At 44.5% G+C, this 18,211-nt stretch carries 3 protein-coding genes; all 3 read right to left on the bottom strand.

The features are described from left to right. Positions 1-37: 37 nt before the first annotated feature. The gene (locus ACOMHB_RS11540; protein ID WP_448216715.1) at positions 38-757 is read right to left on the bottom strand and encodes a transposase; all 720 of its coding nucleotides are present in this window, start codon (positions 755-757) and stop codon (positions 38-40) included. 86 nt (positions 758-843) lie between these two features. Next, a complete protein-coding gene (locus ACOMHB_RS11545) occupies positions 844-9,258 on the bottom strand; it encodes a hypothetical protein (protein ID WP_448216716.1) in 8,415 nt (2,804 codons plus the stop codon). 458 nt (positions 9,259-9,716) lie between these two features. Continuing rightward, a complete protein-coding gene (locus tag ACOMHB_RS11550) occupies positions 9,717-18,173 on the bottom strand; it encodes a cell envelope integrity protein TolA (protein WP_448216717.1) in 8,457 nt (2,818 codons plus the stop codon). Between the last annotated feature and the right edge of the window lie 38 nt (positions 18,174-18,211).

The following is an 18,211-nucleotide window of genomic DNA, read 5'->3' on the forward strand; positions in this document are numbered from 1 at the left end:
CTGAACCCAAGTCTTCAATTTACACATTTGGTCTTGGCTAAGTTGCTTTTATCTGTTGTTTGAACCAGTGTCCCGCAATTTTTTCAGAAAGCCGTTCACCTGTTAGCTCGGTAGCCTCTGTCAGCACTCGCCGCCAGCCCAGATAATGTTTCAAGTATTTGGTCGCAATCCCGTGAAAAACACCATGAATCCATCCTTTCAAGTGGCTGTCCGTTTTTTTATCATTACCTCCTTGTCTTGCTGGTCTTGGTAGCTCTGATCTCTGCCCTTTGAAGGACTCACGCAAAAATGTTTCATCCAGTTCAACAATATCACCCAGATCATTTCCTTGGTCATCCTCCAGCACGACAAGGAAGCGGTGTCGCCAGCGGAAAGAGGTGCGCAGAGTGACGCCACATTCAGATGCTGCCACTCGCAGGGTTGTGGAGTGGCTCATTCCATTCAGATAAGTCTGCCACTTTTCAGGATGTCGAAGCCGGGCTAACGGGGTTGCTGTTAATGCATTAAATGTTTTGTGGCATGACTTGCAACGGTAGCGCTGCTTGCCATCACTGCTACCCCAGCGTTTTATCTGATCACTTTCACAATGAGGGCACCTCGGGTGCTCAGAGAATTTCTGTTGAATGGTGGTGCTCAGGTTCGGTTGATGCGTCTTGGTCTCAACCTCTGGAGAAAGAGCTTTGTTAAGAATATTCTTCTGATGGCTGGTCAATGTCGAAATGGCATCAAGAAATGACTTGAAGGGAGCATATTGCATAACGGCATCCCTTACAGTAGGAGACCGTTGTATTATAGTTCAAACAACAGATAAGGCTAACTTAGCCTTTGGTCTTTCTGGTAATCTTACGGGTCAGGTACTGAATAAAGTAATATTGCTTTTTGGTTATCATAATGCTTTTGATGGAAATCTGCTTTTTGTGTCTCTCCCAGAATAAAGGCGGAATTGGCCGAGATCCTGTGAAAAAAGGCCAGCCAGGAGGCAAGATCTCTATTATACGTTTGAAATGCAATGTTCATGGCCTCCCGGTTTTTATCGTACATAACCGTTAAGTCGGACGTTGCCAGAACTGCCAGGAAAGCACGTTTCATTGGTTCATTTTCGTCAATCTTCTTTGTCATTATCTCATCCCAGAACAGATCCCGTTCGTTATCAAAGTGATCATTAAGGGTCTCGTAAGCCCATAAGTAATAATGAACCAGGGCTGACTTTGTGCGATGTTTCTTCAAAAGAGCATTACTTATAGCCTCATAATTTGGGTGAGATTCCAGCCGGGGAAGGTTATAAACGAACTCATCGAAATAGGTTTCAGGTTTTGGTGTTTCCCGCAGTACTTCAAACGATGTTGCATAATCATATCGGCTTAGCTCATAGCTTGCAGTATTTTCTGAGAGTTGTTCAACATCAGAAGCTGCTGCCTCTGATGATATATCCAGTGCGTCTGATTCACCCAATACAAAAGATTTGACAAGTCTTAAATACTTTTTAATATTTTCTGACCTGCCACCACTTTTGATTTCACCATCCAGCCAAATACCATAGTGTTTCGGTCTTTTTTTAATGGAAAAATGCTTTATTTTTTCCAGTGGTTTCAGAAGTATTCCTTCAATACTGTCTGGATCAATTATCCTGGGAAATAACGCTTTTTCAACTTCAGTGCCATCATTATTGAACACAAATTGGAGGTTATGGTTTACGGGGGTAATCAAAAATTGCTTTGTGATCAGTGCCGACCAACCAGCCTGAGGAATATGCAGAAGATTAAACCGTTCATTAGTAAATACTCTTATGGCTGCTTCGGCAGCAAAACTCACACCCATTAGAGAGCTTGATAACAATCCGGGCAATGTGTCCGTAACAATTTTGCCCGCTTCAATAAAGAGCTTTTCCCCTGGTTTTATGGTCGATGCGTATTGAATGACAAGCCCATTGGTCGAGTCTTTTTGCAGGGCTTCTGATGTTTCGGTCTGATAATGCTGGTAGTTGTTTAGCCGCATACTCACCAGTGATTCCAGATAACCACCATAAGGGAAGCCAAGTTGACGTGCTTTCCTGAAATGATCATGTGCACTGGGCAGAACTCTTTTGCGACTGGTTAATACTATCGGCTCTTGGAAAGATCTTAATTCTGCCTCCAGAAGCGTCAATCCAGCCAGGCAATGAAGCCAGCCTGACATCTGCAATGATTCGGAATCCATTTTATCTTCATACAGACTTAACTTCTGTTTTAATTTCTGATAGCCAGCTTGTTTGGCTTGTTCAATGGCAAGAAAAAAAGCAATTTCGTCTCCATCTGCGAACCTTTTCAAATTTTCACTGTTAAAGACAAAGTAGTCGATGAATTTTGATTGAACATTACGTGCAACAGCCTTTACTGGCTTATGCCATATAAAGAGCTTAAATATTTTGCGTAATTCTTCCCAATCACCTGAATCAATCTGGAGTTTTCGTGCATTTTCTGCATTTCCACCGATGAGCGTGATGATATGCTGATGTATCAGCGAAAGGGTGTTATAACAATACGACGTGTTATCCTCGGTAACCAGTTCACGAGAAAAACCAATTAACTTTGTCAGATGTTGTACATCATGACCAAAATGAAGGGATGTTAAGCGAGCCTGGTTAACGAAGGGGAGGGCTTTAAGATGGGGGAGAGTCGGCTCTGCTTCTGTTGATGCACCAACCAGATAAAAAGCAAGTTCTATAATATCTGCCAATGCCCGATTATGACGGTCAATATCTTTAGAGAGCGTCCTCTGAGCTTTTCTAAGGAATATGGGAATCTCCGGGTTTGCTTCAGAGCCGAATATAGAAAAGTTAATGATGTACAGGGATAAATCCAGGCAACCAAAATCCAACAGTTCCATTCGACCGGTTGCGAAGTACAATATCAATCTTATTGTTGCTTCCGCCCTCTCTGCCGCTTTCACTTTAGTTACCTCTTCAGCTGCCGCTGCCTCTTCAGCTGCCGCTATCGCTTTCTTTGTCGCTGCCTCTTCAGCTGCCGCTATCGCTTTCTTTGCTGCTGTCAGTTTTGCTTTTGCTTCCTGTGCTGCTTTTTGAGCTGCTTTTTTTGCTGTTAGTACTTGCACTTTCGCTGTTAAATCCACTGCCGATAAGATTTTTGCTTTCACTTCCTCTAACTCTTTCGCTTCCTTGAACGCTCTCGCTTTCGTTTGCTCTTCATTTACGGCTAATTCTGCCGCTGCATTAGCCTCTTTTGCGGCAAGCACAGCTGCAGTTGATTCCGGTTTTACTAACACTCGTTCATACTGTATGTTTGAAAAATGTCGGGTATTTTTAAATTTCTGGCTCATTCGATTCAAAACAAAATCAACTGCTCCATCAGAGCCTTTTATTGAAAGCTGCTCCAGAAACTCTCTGAGTACACTTATGGAAGGTGTTACCCTTCCCGGCATCTGGCTATGGGGGTTTTTCAGGTATGTGTCTGGATCAAAGGCCAGTTTCAGTTCGAAAGTCCTTGGAATCAGCACCAGCCACTTGAGTAACATTCCGGCCTGAACCGCTGAGTCTGAGTCCGATTCGAATAAAATCTCAATAGACTGAGATACCCCCGAGAATGCAGAGAGGTGAGCTTGCGTGACTGCGCTGGGGTTGCCTTCCATACCATGTTCAAAAAATAGCAAGAGTATCGGGGCATAAGGGAAAAAATGACTATTAGACAATACAATAGCCTCTTTTATCTTTTTGGCGTTGAGCTTGACTTCGGGACTAAAGGACAACTCAATAGTTTTGTTGTCATCCGACATTTTGGCCCCTAACATGGCCAGTGCTTTCAGAAAGTAGTAATAACCCATTCCAAGCTTGTTTGTTGTATGGTCATGATTTCTTAATAAAACTTTTCTGAATGCAGTAATGTGCTTTTCCACCTGTTGCAAAAAAACTTCCGGGTTCTCATGAATACATTTGACTTCCTGAATAATATTGTTATCCAGTTGCAACAAATACTGTGTATGTACTTGTTCATTGACTTGTTCTGTAGAGGGTCTGATGCCTGGCTTCAGCTCCGTTGGTCGTCTGGTGGCATTTATTGTTTTTTTTGCTTTTTCAGTATTTGTAACTGTTGCCGAAGTGAGTTGAGTTGAAGTGGCTGGTTTAGTGGTAGCCGGAACCGTCACCTCTTTGGTTTGAATGAAATCTCTTGACAGCAGCAAAGATCGAGCTAGAACCCAGTCTTTTATTAAATCAGATCTGGACTTTTCAATCGCTTTATTCCTTATTTTTTCATGATATTCGTAGAGCATTTCCTTTTCATTGTTTCTGTCCTTGCTCAATGAAGCTTTGAGATAGCCTTCCCAAAAGCTCATTTTCCAAAAAGCTATGAATTTGGGTTGATGACTTCTGAACGATTGTCCGGTACGCTCAGTGCCCATGAATACTTTCAGGTCAGTCATCGCCAGCACCTGCGGGAAACTCGTTATATCAATGAACTGAGTTTTTTTCCTGGAGGCTCCCTGAATCTGCAGGGTGTTGAGGGTGTAGATCCAAAGCTCACTATGTATCTGACCTGCCGCTGGTTCTTTTTTTCTATCCAGAATCAGTTTCAGTGAAGCGATGGTTTGTTGCAGTTCCCGAGACCCGGGACGAACAGCTTTCAGGGCTGTTAATGTGGAGGGTGTATCCGGTTCTCTCAGGGCATTGAGTATGGCCTTCACTTCTCTGCCTTTGCCTGAGAGTTCTGACTCTTTGGCTAAACCCTGCTCAATCTTTGACAGGGCGGCAACATCTGTATCCTGATAGAGCTGTTCGAGAAATCCACCATTCAACAGGCCTTCAATCTTTACCTGGTTCAAGCTTGTCTCTCTGGAAGTCATACTACGCAACAATCGATTTACAGGTTCTATCTGAGGCCAGCCCGCCGGATGGTGGCTGTGCAATTGCATTGGGATTAATAATTGATAGGCAAGTGGTATACCGGCAATAGCTGCCGGTAACAATAGCTCGAAGGCATGTTCATAGATCTGAAGTGCTTCTGATTTTCCAGAGGGTAATTTTTTGTTCAAAATGAACAACGCCTGAACCAGTTGGGCATAGGGGAAGTGGTCCTCGTAAGCCGCCTGCTCTAAACGCCTGCGTTGCTGACTGTCCGGGATATTAGTCAGATTGATGGTAATGACCGGCTGGTCTCCGGATGTATCAGCAGAAGCTCCGGAACTGGCCAGTATTTGCAGTGTTTTTGTCTTTCCTTCCTTCAGTTGTTTTTGTAGTGTATCGAGTTCTGTATCGAGCGCAGGATTTTCTGTAGTGGCTTTGTTTTCTTCAGTGGCATCGCAATTTTGTGTCTTTATTGCTCTATTCAACTCTCCTGAAAAGTTATAATCCACCTCCTTAAGCCAGTTTGATATTTCTACGGACCTGGACAATGCTGTTTCGAAATCGATCAGATTCGAGATTGGCTTTTGGGCGGTGGTTTCCTTCTTTCTTTTGTTTGAGCGTTCAGCATTATCAGGTGCTGTTGTCTTGCTGTTATGAACTACTGTAGCGCTTTGATTATCAGGGCTGGCTTCTACTTTGATATCGCCCTCGTCTGGCGTAGTTGCAGTGTCGCCTGCTTTTCGTTGAACCGTTTTTTTCAGCTTTTGTCTCTGTTTCTTTTTCTTCTTACGGGAATTTAAAGCCGAATCATGGGTTATCGATTCTGCACCTTTGACATTAGCAGTACTGGCAAATGCAGCATGTGCGGCAATAGTTGTCTGTCCTGGTGCATTGTCTTTCAGAGGCTCATCGACAGTGGGTGCTGTTGTTTTGGCTTTGGCAGCAACTAAAGGATGTTGATTATTCGTATCATTTTCTGCCTTATTCTCTACCTTAGTAGTGCTTTTCTGTTCATTGTCAGGTTTACGCCTGATATAAGGATGCAGAAATTCCGGTAACCTGGACGACTCTGAAAAACGGCTGAATACTGACTTTTGAATAATTGTCTGTATCTGTTGCTCAGTGTCACTTGATAGCAATATTTTTAATGCATTTTGAGCATTTTGCATCCGTCGCTTTGAATCAATACCCGGGTAGGTTTGATCAAGTTGTGTATCCTGCAACAGTTTTTCAACCATTGCGGGCAGGCTTTGCATAACCATTTTGGAGCCCGTGGCAAAAGGTTCTACACGTATGAAATCGAAATATCCTTCAGGACCGGCAGAAATATCGATCGATAAGATTCGCCATTTTTTTGCCTCGTAACTGGCGAACCGGATGGTATTTTCTTCATTTGTATCGGGAAAACAATTGATCTTTAAGGTGTGCAGGAGCCCTCCGTGCTGCAATTCTCCCGGGCTGGCTAGAACTAAGGTGTGAATGTTGTTGCGTCTAACAGCAGTGCCAGGCAGGACGCCTCTTAGCTTTTTCTCTATAGAAGCCGAAATGTTTTCCAGGCTTTTGATATCCGTGACTGCCAGGTCAATATCATTGGTAACAGGTACTTTGCCCAGTTCGGAGGGTTTAAGCGATGACGTAAGGTGTTGCCACCTGGCTAAACCACCGTAAACGAGAGCATCTTCAGTATCGGATATAATTTTTTCGGCTTCTGTATAAGTTTTTCTGAAAACAGCTTCAAGCACTATCAGTGCAGGAATTATATAGCGGATATCCTGTTTTTTTACTAAAAATGCGCCCTCGGAATAATCTTTTAAATGATTGCCCAAAGACTGTATTTTGTCGTTTATTGCTGATGTGGAGAGATCCGGCGCTATAAAGGAAATATATTTGCTGGCAGAGTCTTCCCAGAAAAAAATCACTGCTCCAAGCACGTTTTTGCTAATGTAAAACATTCCATCGGGGTTCTCTGTATCGTCGAAGGGGTAGCAAACAAGGCCTAATTTATTGTAAAACCTGAACTGGTTATTTTCGTGTCCTCCCCGCATGAATTCTGCAGGTGAAGTAAATGCTTGCTTTAGTGTTTTGCTGGCAAATTTTATGGATGGGTTTTCAAGACTTTCCCGGCATAATAAGACGTCTTTCTGCCATTGTGGAAACAGATCCCATAAAGCCTTTTCAACCCAATTGGCTGCCAGCCAGTCATTTTCCTCAGTATTTAAGCGGGAGTTGGTCAGGAAGTGGGTGAACCATAGTTTGTTGTCACTGTGAGAAGACAGTTTTACAGCGTGATTGTTGTGAAACAGGAAGATATGGCGATCTTCAAGCCTTTCCAGAAGCCGACGAGAAGTATGATCGTGGTTTTTGTCATGGTCATAGCAGCGATATTCCTGACCATCATGAACGATGACTTGTATCGAATTTTGCAAAGCTTTTGATGCCAGCATCATGTGTTGTTGGTCTTTCGGGTCAAAACCCCGGAGCATCTGGTTATATAATGTTTCACTTCCACAATCGGACGGTTTGCACAGACGGAGCAGGGTTTCAAATTTTTCCCTGGATGTGACACCAAGCTGTTCTGAAAGAAAGTCTGATCTATGAGTCACTCTTTCAGGCCGAAGCCCGGAGCGCCTGTACAAATAGAATAGATGTTTAAGCAAGGATGCTGAGGGTACTGCGTCTGCTGGTGTGACCGGATGCTTGCCGCCCGGTGGTGGCTCATTGTCGTCAATATTGTTCCTACCGACAGAGCTGGCAGTTCGTTTACTTTTGTTGCCACTTTGTTCGGCTTTTTGTGCAGAGGGATTACTCGGGGAGGACTGAGATTCAGGCGGTCCATTATTCCCCTGGACACCAGAAGCAGTCATTATGCCTGATGCAAACCCTATAGAGGGGAGTGACACATCTGGCTGATGAGGGATGGCAGGAGGATGAAAACCGTCGAATGCGTTGCTTGTTTGGGGCATCAAAGCCAGTGGGTTTCCGTCTGTTTGACGGGTAAAATAAGGTGATACACGACCGGAAAAGTGTGAGTGGACAGGGTGCCCCGGAAACTCCCGGTTTAAATAGGTCAGCACATTGTTCAGTAACTCAGGCCGCCGTTTAACAAACTGGTAAAGTGAACCGGGGTCGCTCTGAATCTGCTCCCTTACCCGGGCACTGAGGCTTTTGGGGATGGGTGATATGAACCCTGAGAGAATTCCCCGCCATTGATAGAGATTAAAGGGCGTACTGGTCACCGTGCTCATAAGCAGGGCGGCCAGGTTAAGGTGCTCACTTTCTACCAGGGTGCCAATTTCAGGTCCGTCCCAACCGGCGTAATGATCCTCGACATTATAAGGGGCATCAGCGAACCGCATCAGCAGCACCGGGTCACCTGCTCCCCAGAAATGGTATTTCCGATGTCTGTCGTTGCGGGCGATGAATAAAGAAGATCTTGACCAGGCTGGACAGGTATCATTGCCAGGCGATACTTTTTCCAGTGCCCAGAGGTTAAAGTACTTCCCGGTCATGAGCGCCGGGCTGGGTTCTACCGCAGTCTCGGGAATACCCGGTTGGTAAAGCCAGCTTTGATCCGACCATTGATAAAGCCAGTGATTATTCTGGCAGGCGTGAATTTTTTCTTTGTCAGTTGTCTTGCTTTTATTGGATTCTCCAAACAACTTATTGTGGGAAGAGAGACAGTGAATAGCCTGATTGACCCGCTTGATATAGCCACTGTCTAAAGCGGTTTGCCCGTCAGTGCTGATGATGTCTTTTTTAGCCAGTTCGGGCAATAGCCAGGGTTTTGCGTGGTTCAGCGGGAAGTCAATAAGAACGCTCTGACACTTTTTATGCTCTGTAAGCGGATTAGTCTGGCAGATAATAGCCTGCAGGCGATTCTGCTGACTTTCCCGCCAGGGGCGCAGGAAAAGGGTACTGGTATGGGTGTCGTTTAGTAGTTTCCAAAGCGACAGCCAGGCAGACAGAGAATCACCCTCGACGGCCTGAGTCTCTGACGATGATGTCGAGGGTGAAGCCGTAATCTGCCATACAGGATGATTTTCGATGCAAGTGGTTTGCACTGATAAGCGGCTTTTCAGCAAAGAGTGATCGATCATCACCGGATGAGGGTTGCAATCGGGGGCATCACCAAAAGCCCGGGACAGTGAGGGGAAGCCGCGACTGAAAGAAGGGTAGGGTATGATTGAAGGCGGAAGCAGTTTTGCAAACAGGAACCCGGGCAGATGACTCAACCATTGATTCCTGAAAAAAAGGGACAGTTTTTTGGGGGTGCCAACGTCGTGTATTACGTGATAATGGTTACCTAGCTTGAGGTGGAAATTATTGGCTTTAAATCCCGCGTAGAGACCCAAAAAGCGGATTTCTGGTGCCTTGTGCCCGGGTTCATTCTGGTAGCCGGAGGCATGACCTGATTGTACGTTCATTTCAATTATGAATAGCAGGGCAATTAAGAGAAGTTTTAACAGTCTTCTGTGACAAACAAGCATAGAATTGCCGTAGATCCGATTTGATAATTATTAATTTGTCAATCAAAGTTGACCTGTTAAATAACAGTTTTTATTTTTGCCGACTGTATTGTTTTGATATCCATGGAGTCTGAGAAAAAATAGCAGTGGGTTCAGGATGTAGCAAGGATGGCTCTGAATGTAGTTTGGGTGTTGGTTTTGAACCGGAGATATTCACCATCCCGGTCAGTCAACGCTGGTAGTTCTTGAAAAGTCGGAGAATAAATATCTCCGGTCAGTTTATAAGCTATGAACCTGATGGCTTTGTACCTGTGCGAATAGACTCTTAGAGGTGATACGTTAATCTGCCGGATGCCCGGTGCCGGGTTGTCGAACCGAAGCATTTGGCCTTATTGGTACTCTAACTGGTTAGGTACTTAATATATTAATCCGGTTTGAGGTAATATTTCTTTTTGTATTGAAAAACGCTTGAAATGGAAATCTGCTTTTTGCTTCTCTCCCAGAAGGAAGGCGGAAGTGGCTGTAATCGAGTGTAAAAAGGCCAACCAGGAAGCAATATCTATATTGTATCGTTTGAATGCGGTAATCATGGCTTCCCGCTTCTCTTCATACATAACAGTTAGATCGGCAGTTGCCAGAAGTGCAAGAAAAGCTCTTTTCATTGGTTCATTTTTTTCAATCTCCTGTGTCATTATCCCATCCCAGAACAGGTCTCGCTCGTTATCACTGTTATCATTGAGGGTCTCATAAGCCCATAAATAATAGTGAACCAAGGCTGACTTTGTGCGATGTTTCTTCAAAAGAGCATTGCTTATAGCCTCATAATTTGGGTGAGATTCCAGCTGGGGCAGGTTATAAACGAATTCATCAAAACCGGTTTCAGGATGTGGTGTTTCCTGAAGTGCTTCAAACAATTTTGTATAGTCATAACGGCTTAACTCATAGCTTGCAATATTCTCTGAGAGTTGATCACTATCAGAGGCTGTTGCCTCGGATACTGTATTCAGAACCTCTGGTTTATCCAATACAAAAGCCTTGACAAGACTTAAATACTTTTTAATATTTTCTGGCCTGTTGCTATTTTCGATTTCATTGTCCAGGAAAATACCATAATCTTTCAGTCTTTCATTAATGGTTACCTGCCTTGTTTCCTCCAGTCGTTTCATAAGTATTCCTTCAATACTGTCTGGGTCACTTATCATGGGAAATAACGCTTTTTCAGCTTCAGACTCACCATTGCTGAACAGAAACTGGAGGTGATGATTTACAGGGGTAACCAGAAGATGTCTTATGATCATTGCCGGCCAGCCAGCCTGTGGGATATGCAGAAGATTAAAGCGTTTGTCAGTAAATATTCTGATGGCTGTTTCAGCGGCAAAACGTACACCAAATATAGAGCTTGATAACAAGCCAGGCAAAACTTCCGTAACAATCTTATCCGCTTCAATAAAGATTTTTTCCTCCGGTCTTTTGGTCGATGCATATTCAGTAACAGGCTTGTTGATCGAGTCAGTTTGCCAGGCTTCGGATGTCTCGTCCTGATAATGCTGGTAGTGGTTTATTAGTCGCATAAGTACCAGTGATTCCAGATAACCAGCATATTGAAAGCCAATTTTACGTGACTTGAAGAAATGATCATAAGCAATGCGCAGGACTCTTTTGTCGCCGTTTAGTATTACCCGCTGGTGATCAGAACTTATTTCCGCCTCCAGAAGTGTCAAGCCAGCCAGGCAATGAAGCCAGCTTAAAATATCTACTGATTCAGGGTCATTTTTATCTTTATATTGGTTTATCCGTTGTGACAATTTCTGATAGCCAACTCTGCTGCTTTGCTCAATAGCAAAAATAAAAGCTCTTTCTTCCCCACTTTTGAACTCTTTAATCAAAGCAATGTCAAAAATAGCATAGTCGACGTTCTTTGGTGTAAAATAAGTATCACCCGTTTGGAATGGCTTATACCATATATGGTTTTCAAGCCATTTACGTGTTTTTTTCCAATCTTCTGAATCATTCTGCAGTTGTTTTACCTGTTCTGCATTGCCACCGAACTGCCTGATCGTGTACTCGTGAATCAGCAAATAAATATTGTACCATTGTAACTTATTCTCGGCAGCCAGTTCAGGGAATAAGCTAATTAATTTTTTTAGAAGCTGTATGTCATGGCCAAAATGATTAGCGGTTAAGTTGACTTGGGTATCGAGGGGAAGGGCTTCAAGATGAGGAAAAACGGGCTCTACTTCTTCAGATGAACCGATCAGATGAAAAGCAAGTTTAATGATGTCTGCAATTGCCCGCTTCTCTGGATTAATATCTTCAGCGAGTTGCGCCTTTTTTTTGGTGAGGAATGCGGATCCCAATGAGGTTGCGTAAAGAATGCCTGGCACAGTAAGACGCAAGATAACTGAGGATAAATCCAGACTATTAAAGTGAAGCAAGTCTATTCGATCAGTGGCAAAGTGCAGCACCAATTTTAATATTGCTTCCTTTTTCGCTTCCTCTTGCATTACTTTTTCTGCTTCCACTGCTTTCTCCGATGCCACTTCCAGTCTCAATATTGCCGCTGTTGACAGTTCCGATTGAGCTGCCACTGATGCTGCCGCTTTAGAACCATCTCCTACCTCTATTTCCATTCGCATTTCCACTTCTGCAATAGCCTCCGATGCCTCTTTTGCTGCTGCTTTCGCTACCACAAATGCCAACGCTGCTTCATTGATTTTGATTGTATCTGCACGCTTCTGTGCTTCCTCATGCGCTTTCATTGCCGCCGATTCCATTTGCGCTGCTTCCGTTGCCGCTAAACATGCCGCTACCGCCAGCACTTGTTCGTGCTGTCCTTTTGGCAGCTGTTGGATATTCAGAAACATCTCGCTTATTCGCTTCAAGGCAAGATCAACTGCGTCATCAGTGCTTTTTAGCGGAAGCTGATCCAAAAACTCTCTGATTACAAGTATGGAAGGTGTTATCCTGCCCGGAATCTTGCTTTGCGGGTTTTTCAGGTTAGTATCTGCAGCAAGGGCCAGTCTCAGTTCGAAAGGCTTTGGAATCAGCAGTAGCCACTTGAGTAAGATTCCGGCCAGAGCTGCTGAATCTGATTCCATTTCTAATAAAATCTCAATAGACTGTGACACTCCGGAGAATGCAGAGATACAGGCTTGTAATTTAACGTCAGGCTCTCCTTTAATAGCATAATCGAAAAACAGCATGAGCATCCTTGCATAAGGGAAGTAGAAATGTTGAGAGTGTATAATAGTTTCCTTTATGTTTTTGGCGTTGAGCCTGACTTCCGGGCTAAAGGACAATTCAATGGTTCTGTTATCACCTGACACTTTTGCCCTCATCAGTGCCAGTGCCTTTAGAAAATAGTAATATCCTATTCCCAGCTCGTTTGTTGGATTTTTGTTTTTTAGTAAAGACCTTCTGAATGCAGAGATCTGCTTTTCTACCTGTTGCAAAAAATTTTCCGGATTTTCCTGAATAAATCTGACTTCCTGAATAATATTGATATCCAGCTGTAATAAATACTGGATGTGAGCGTGTTCATTGAATTGGTCTTTTGATATTCTGATGCCTGGCTTTGGTCCTTTTGACGGTCTGGCTGAGTTTTTTGTTTTTCCAGAATTTGTGCCTGTTCCAGAAGTTACTTGCTTCGAAATGACTGGTGGAGTGGAGGAGATCGAAACCGGAACTTCTCTGGTTTGAACAAAGCTCCTTGAAAACAGAAAAGATCGGGCAAGAATCCAGTCGTTAATTAAATAGGGCCTGAATTTATCAGTCGCTTTATGGCCTATTTTGTCATGATACTCCTCAAATACTTCCCTTTCATTCTTCCTGTCTTTGCTCAACGAAGCTTTGAGATAGTCCTCCCAAAAACTCATTTTCCAAAAAGCTATGAATTTGGGTTGATTACTTCTGAACGATTGTCCGGTACGCTCAGCGCCCGTGAATACTTTCAGGTCAGTCATCGCCAGCACCTGCGGGAAACTCGTTATATCAATGAACTGAGTTTTTTTCCTGGAGGCTCCCTGGATCTGCAGGGTGTTGAGGGTGCAGGCCCAAAGCTCACTATGTATCTGACCTGCCGCTGGTTCTTTTTTTCTTTCCAGAATCAGTTTCAGTGAAGCGATGGTTTGTTGCAGTTCCCGGGTTCCGGGGCGGACAGCTTTCAGGGCTTTTAATGTAGAGGGGGTATCCGGTTCTCTCAGGGCATTGAGTATGGCCCTCACTTCTCTGCCTCTGCCTGAGAGGTCTGACGCTTTGGCGAAACCCTGCTCAATCTTTAACAGGGCGGTAACATCTGTATCCTGATAGAGCTGTTCCAGAAATCCACCATTCAACAAGCCTTTAATCTTTACCTGGTTCAAGCTTGTCTCTCTGGAAGTCATACTACGTAACAATCGGTTTACAGGTTCTATCTGGGGCCAGCCCGCCGGATGGTTGCTGTGCAATTGCATTGCGATTAATAATTGATAGGCAAGTGGTATACCGGCAATAGCTGCCGGTAACAATAGCTCGAAGGCATGTTCATAGATCTGAAGTGCTTCTGATTTTCCAGAGGGTAATTTTTTGTTCAAAATGAACAACGCCTGAACCAGTTGGGCATAGGGAAAGTGGTCCTCATAAGCTGCCTGTTTTAACTCTATGTGCTGCTCTCTACTCAGGATATTAGTCAGATTGATGGTGATGAAAGGTTGATATCCGGATGTATCAGCAGAAGCCCCGGTACAGGCCAGTATTTTCAAGATTTTTGCTTTTCCCTCCTGCAGTTGATTTTGCAGTGTATCCAGTTCTGTATTGGTGGCAGGTTTTTCTGCTGTGGCTTTGTTTTCATCAGAGGCTTCCCTTTCTTCAGTGGGACCACAATGTCGTGTCTTTATTGCCTTGTTTAGCTCTCCCGAAAAGTTATATTCCATCTCCTTAAGCCAGTTTGATATTTCTACGGACCAGGACAGTGCCGTTTCTAAGTCGATCAGATTCGAGATTGGCTTTTGGGCGACGGCTTCCTTCTTTCTTTTGTTTGAGAGTTCAGTAGTATCAGGGGCTGTTGTCTTGCTGTTATGAACTACTGTAGCGCTTTGATTATCAGGGCTGGCTTCTACTTTGATATCGCCCTCGTCTGTCGCAGTTGCAATGTTGCCTGCTTTTGGCTGAACCGTTTTTTTCAGCTTTTGTCTCTGTTTCTTTTTCTTCCTACGGGAATTTAAAGTCGGATCATGAGTTATCGATTCTGTACCTTTGACATTAGCAGTACTGGCAATTGCAGCATGTGCGGCAATAGTTGTCTGTCCCGGTACATTGTCTTTCAGAGGCTCATTGACAGCGGGAGTTGTTGTTTTGGTTTTGGCAGCAACTAAAGGATGTTGATTATTCGCATCATTCTCTGCCTTATTCTCTGCCTTATTCTCTGCCTTATTCTCTGCCTTATTCTCTGCCTTATTCTCTAACTCAATAGTGCTTTTCTGTTCATTTTCGGGTTCAGGCTTGATATACGGATGCAGAAATTCCGGTAACCCGGATGACTCTGAAGAGCTGCTGAATACCGACTTTTGAATCATTGTCTGTACCTGTTGCTCAGTGTCACTTGATAGCAATATTTTTAATGCATTTTGAGCATTTTTCATCCGTCGCTTTGAATCAATACCCGGGTAGGTTTGATCGAGTTGGGTATCCTGCAACAGTTTTTCAACCATTGTGGGCAGGTTTGGCATAGCCAGTCTGGAGCCTGTGGCAAAAGGTTCTACATGTATGAAATCGAAATACCCTTCAGGACCGGCAGAAATATCGATTGATAAGATTCGCCATTTTTTCGCCTCGTAACTGGCGAACCCGATGGTGTTTTCTTCGTTCGTATCGGGAAAGCAATTGATCTTTAAGGTGTGCAGTAGCCCTTGGCGCTGCAAGATCTTTGGGCTGTCTAAAACCGTACCGTAAATGTTGTTGCGTCTAACGGTAGTGCCAGGCAGGACACCTCTTAGCTTTGCCTCCATAGAAGCCGAAATGTTTTCCAGGCTTGTGGTATCTTTGACTGCCAGGTCAATATCATTGGTAACAGGTACCTTGCCCAGTTCAGTGGGTTTAACCGATGACCTGAGGTGCTGCCACCTGGCTAAACCACCGTAAACGAGAGCACCTTCAGTATCGGATATAATTTTTTCGGCTTCTGTATAGGTTTTTCTAAAAACAGGTGCGAGCACTATCAGTGCAGGAATTACATAGCGGATATCCTGTTTTTTTACTAAAAATGCACCCTCGGAATAATCTTTTAAATGAGTATCCAAAGACTGTATTTTGTCGTTTATTGCTGATGTGGAGAGATCCGGCGCTATAAAGGAAATATATTTGCTGGCAGAGTCTTCCCAGAAAAAAATCACTGCTCCAAGCACGTTTTTACTAATGTAAAACATTCCATCGGGGTTCTCTGTATCCTCGAAGGGGTAGCAAACAAGGCCTAATTTATTGTAAAACCTGAACTGGTTATTTTCGTGTCCTCCCCGCATGAATTCAGCAGGTGAAGTAAATGCCCGTTTTAGTGCTTCGCTGGCAAATTTTGTGGATGGGTTTTCAAGACTTTCCCGGCATAATAAGACGTCTTTCTGCCATTGTGGAAACAGATCCCATAAAGCCTTTTCAACCCAATTGGCTACCAGCCAGTCATTTTCCTCAGTATTTAAGCGGGAGTTGGTCAGGAAGTGAGTGAACCATAGTTTGTTGTCACTGTGAGAAGACAGTTTTACAGCGTGATTGTTGTGAAACAGGAAGATATAGCGATCTTCAAGCCTTTCCAGAAGCCGACGAGGAGCATGATCGTGGTTTTTATCATGGTCATAGCAGCGATATTCCTGACCATCATGAACGATGACTTTTATCGAATTTTGCAAAGCTTTTGATGCCAGCATCATGTGTTGTTGGTCTTTTGGGTCAAAACCCCGGAGCATTTGGTTATATAATGTTTCACTTCCACAATCGGGTGGTTGGCACAGACGGAGCAGGGTTTCAAATTTTTCCCTGGATGTGACACCAAGCTGTTCTGAAAGAAAGTCTGATCTTTGAGTCACTCTTTCAGGCCGAAGCCCGGAGCACCTGTACAAATACAATAGACGTTTAAGCAGGGAGGCTGAGTACACTGCGTCTGCTGGTGTGACCGGATGGTTGCCGTCCGGTGGTGGCGGCTCATTATCGTTATTTTTCCTGGCGTCCGATTTAGCACTTCGTTGACTTCTGTTGCCGCCTTGTTGCGCTTTTTGGTCAGAGCAAAAAGCTGGGCAGGCTTGGGCTACAGGCGGCTCACTACTCCCTTGAATACCAGAAACAGTCATTATGCCCGAAGCTAACTCTGTTGAAGGGAGTGATGCATCTGATTGATGAGGGGGGGCAAGGGTAGGAAAACGGTCGAACGCGTTGCTTGTTTCGGGCACCAAAGCCAATGGTTTTCCGTTTGTTTGATGGCTAAAAAAAGGTGATACACGACCGGAAAAGTATGAGTGGACAGGGTGGCCCGGAAACTCACGGTTTAAATAGGTCAACACATTGTTCAGTAACTCAGGCCGCCGTTTAACAAACTGGTAAAGTGAACCAGGGTCGCTCAGAATCTGCTCCCTTACCAGGGCACTGAGGCTTTTCGGGATGGGTGATGTGAACCCTGAGAGAATTCCCCGCCACTGATAGAGATTAAAGGGCGTATTGGTCACCGTGCTCATAAGCAGGGCAGCCAGGTTGAGATGCTCACTTTCTACCAGGGTGCCAATCTCTGGTCCATCCCAACCGGCGTAATGATCCTCGACATTATAAGGGGCATCAGCGAACCGCATCAGCAGCACCGGGTCACCTGCTCCCCAGAAATGGTATTTCCGATGTCTGTCGTTGCGGGTGATGAATAAAGAAGATCTCGACCAGGCCGGGTAGGTATCATTGCCGGGCGATACCTTTTCCAGTGCCCAGAGGTTAAAGTACTTCCCGGTCATGAGTGTCGGGCCAGGGTTTATTGCAGTCTCGGGAATGCCAGGTTGATAAACCCAGTTTTGATCTGACCACTGATAAAGCCAGTGATTATTTTGGCAAGCGTGTATTTTTTCTTTGTCAGCTGGCTTGCTTTTATTGGGTTCTCCAAACAACTTATCGTGGGAAGAGAGGCAATCAATAGCCTGATTGACCGGCTTAATATAACTACTGTCCAAAGCGGTTTGCCCGTCAGCGCTGATACTGTCTTTTCTAGCCAGTTCGGGCAATAGCCAGGGTTTTGCGTGATTCAGCGGGAAATCAATAAGAACGCTCTGACACTTTTTATGCTCTGTAAGCGGATTGGTCTGGCAGATAATGGCCTGCAGGCGATTCTGCTGACTTTCTCGCCAGGGACGCAGGAAAAGGGTACTGGTATGGGTGTCGTTTAGTAGTTTCCAAAGCGACAGCCAGGCAGACAGAGAATCACCCTCGACGGCCTGAGTCTCTGACGATGATGTCGAGGGTGAAGCCGTAATCTGCCATACAGGATGATTTTCAATGCAAGTGGTTTGCACTGATAAGCGGCTTTTCAGCAAAGAGTGATCGATAATCACCGGATGAGGGTTGCAATCGGGGGCATCACCAAAAGCCCGGGACAGTGAGGGGAAGCCGCGACTGAAAGAAGGGTAGGGTACGGTTGAAGGAGGAAGCAGCTTTGCTAACAGAAACCCGGGCAGATGACTCAACCATTGATTCTGGAAAAAAAGGGACAGCTTTTTGGGGCTGCCAACGTCGTGTATTACGTGATAATGGTTACCCAGCTTGAGGTGGAAATTATTGGCTTTAAATCCGGCGTAGAGACCCAAAAAGCGGATTTCTGGTGCCTTGTGCCCGGGTTCATTCTGGTGGCCGGAGGTATGACCTGATTGTACGTTCATTTCAATTATGAATAGCAGGGCAATTAAGAGAAGTTTTA

The organism is Endozoicomonas sp. 2B-B (genome assembly GCF_053470045.1).

Excerpts from the sequence above, each read along its gene's own strand:
- ACOMHB_RS11550 (WP_448216717.1), bottom strand. The coding sequence starts at position 18,173 with ATGAACGTACAATCAGGTCATACCTCCGGCCACCAGAATGAACCCGGG.
- ACOMHB_RS11545 (WP_448216716.1), bottom strand. The coding sequence starts at position 9,258 with ATGAACGTACAATCAGGTCATGCCTCCGGCTACCAGAATGAACCCGGG.
- ACOMHB_RS11540 (WP_448216715.1), bottom strand. The coding sequence starts at position 757 with ATGCAATATGCTCCCTTCAAGTCATTTCTTGATGCCATTTCGACATTG.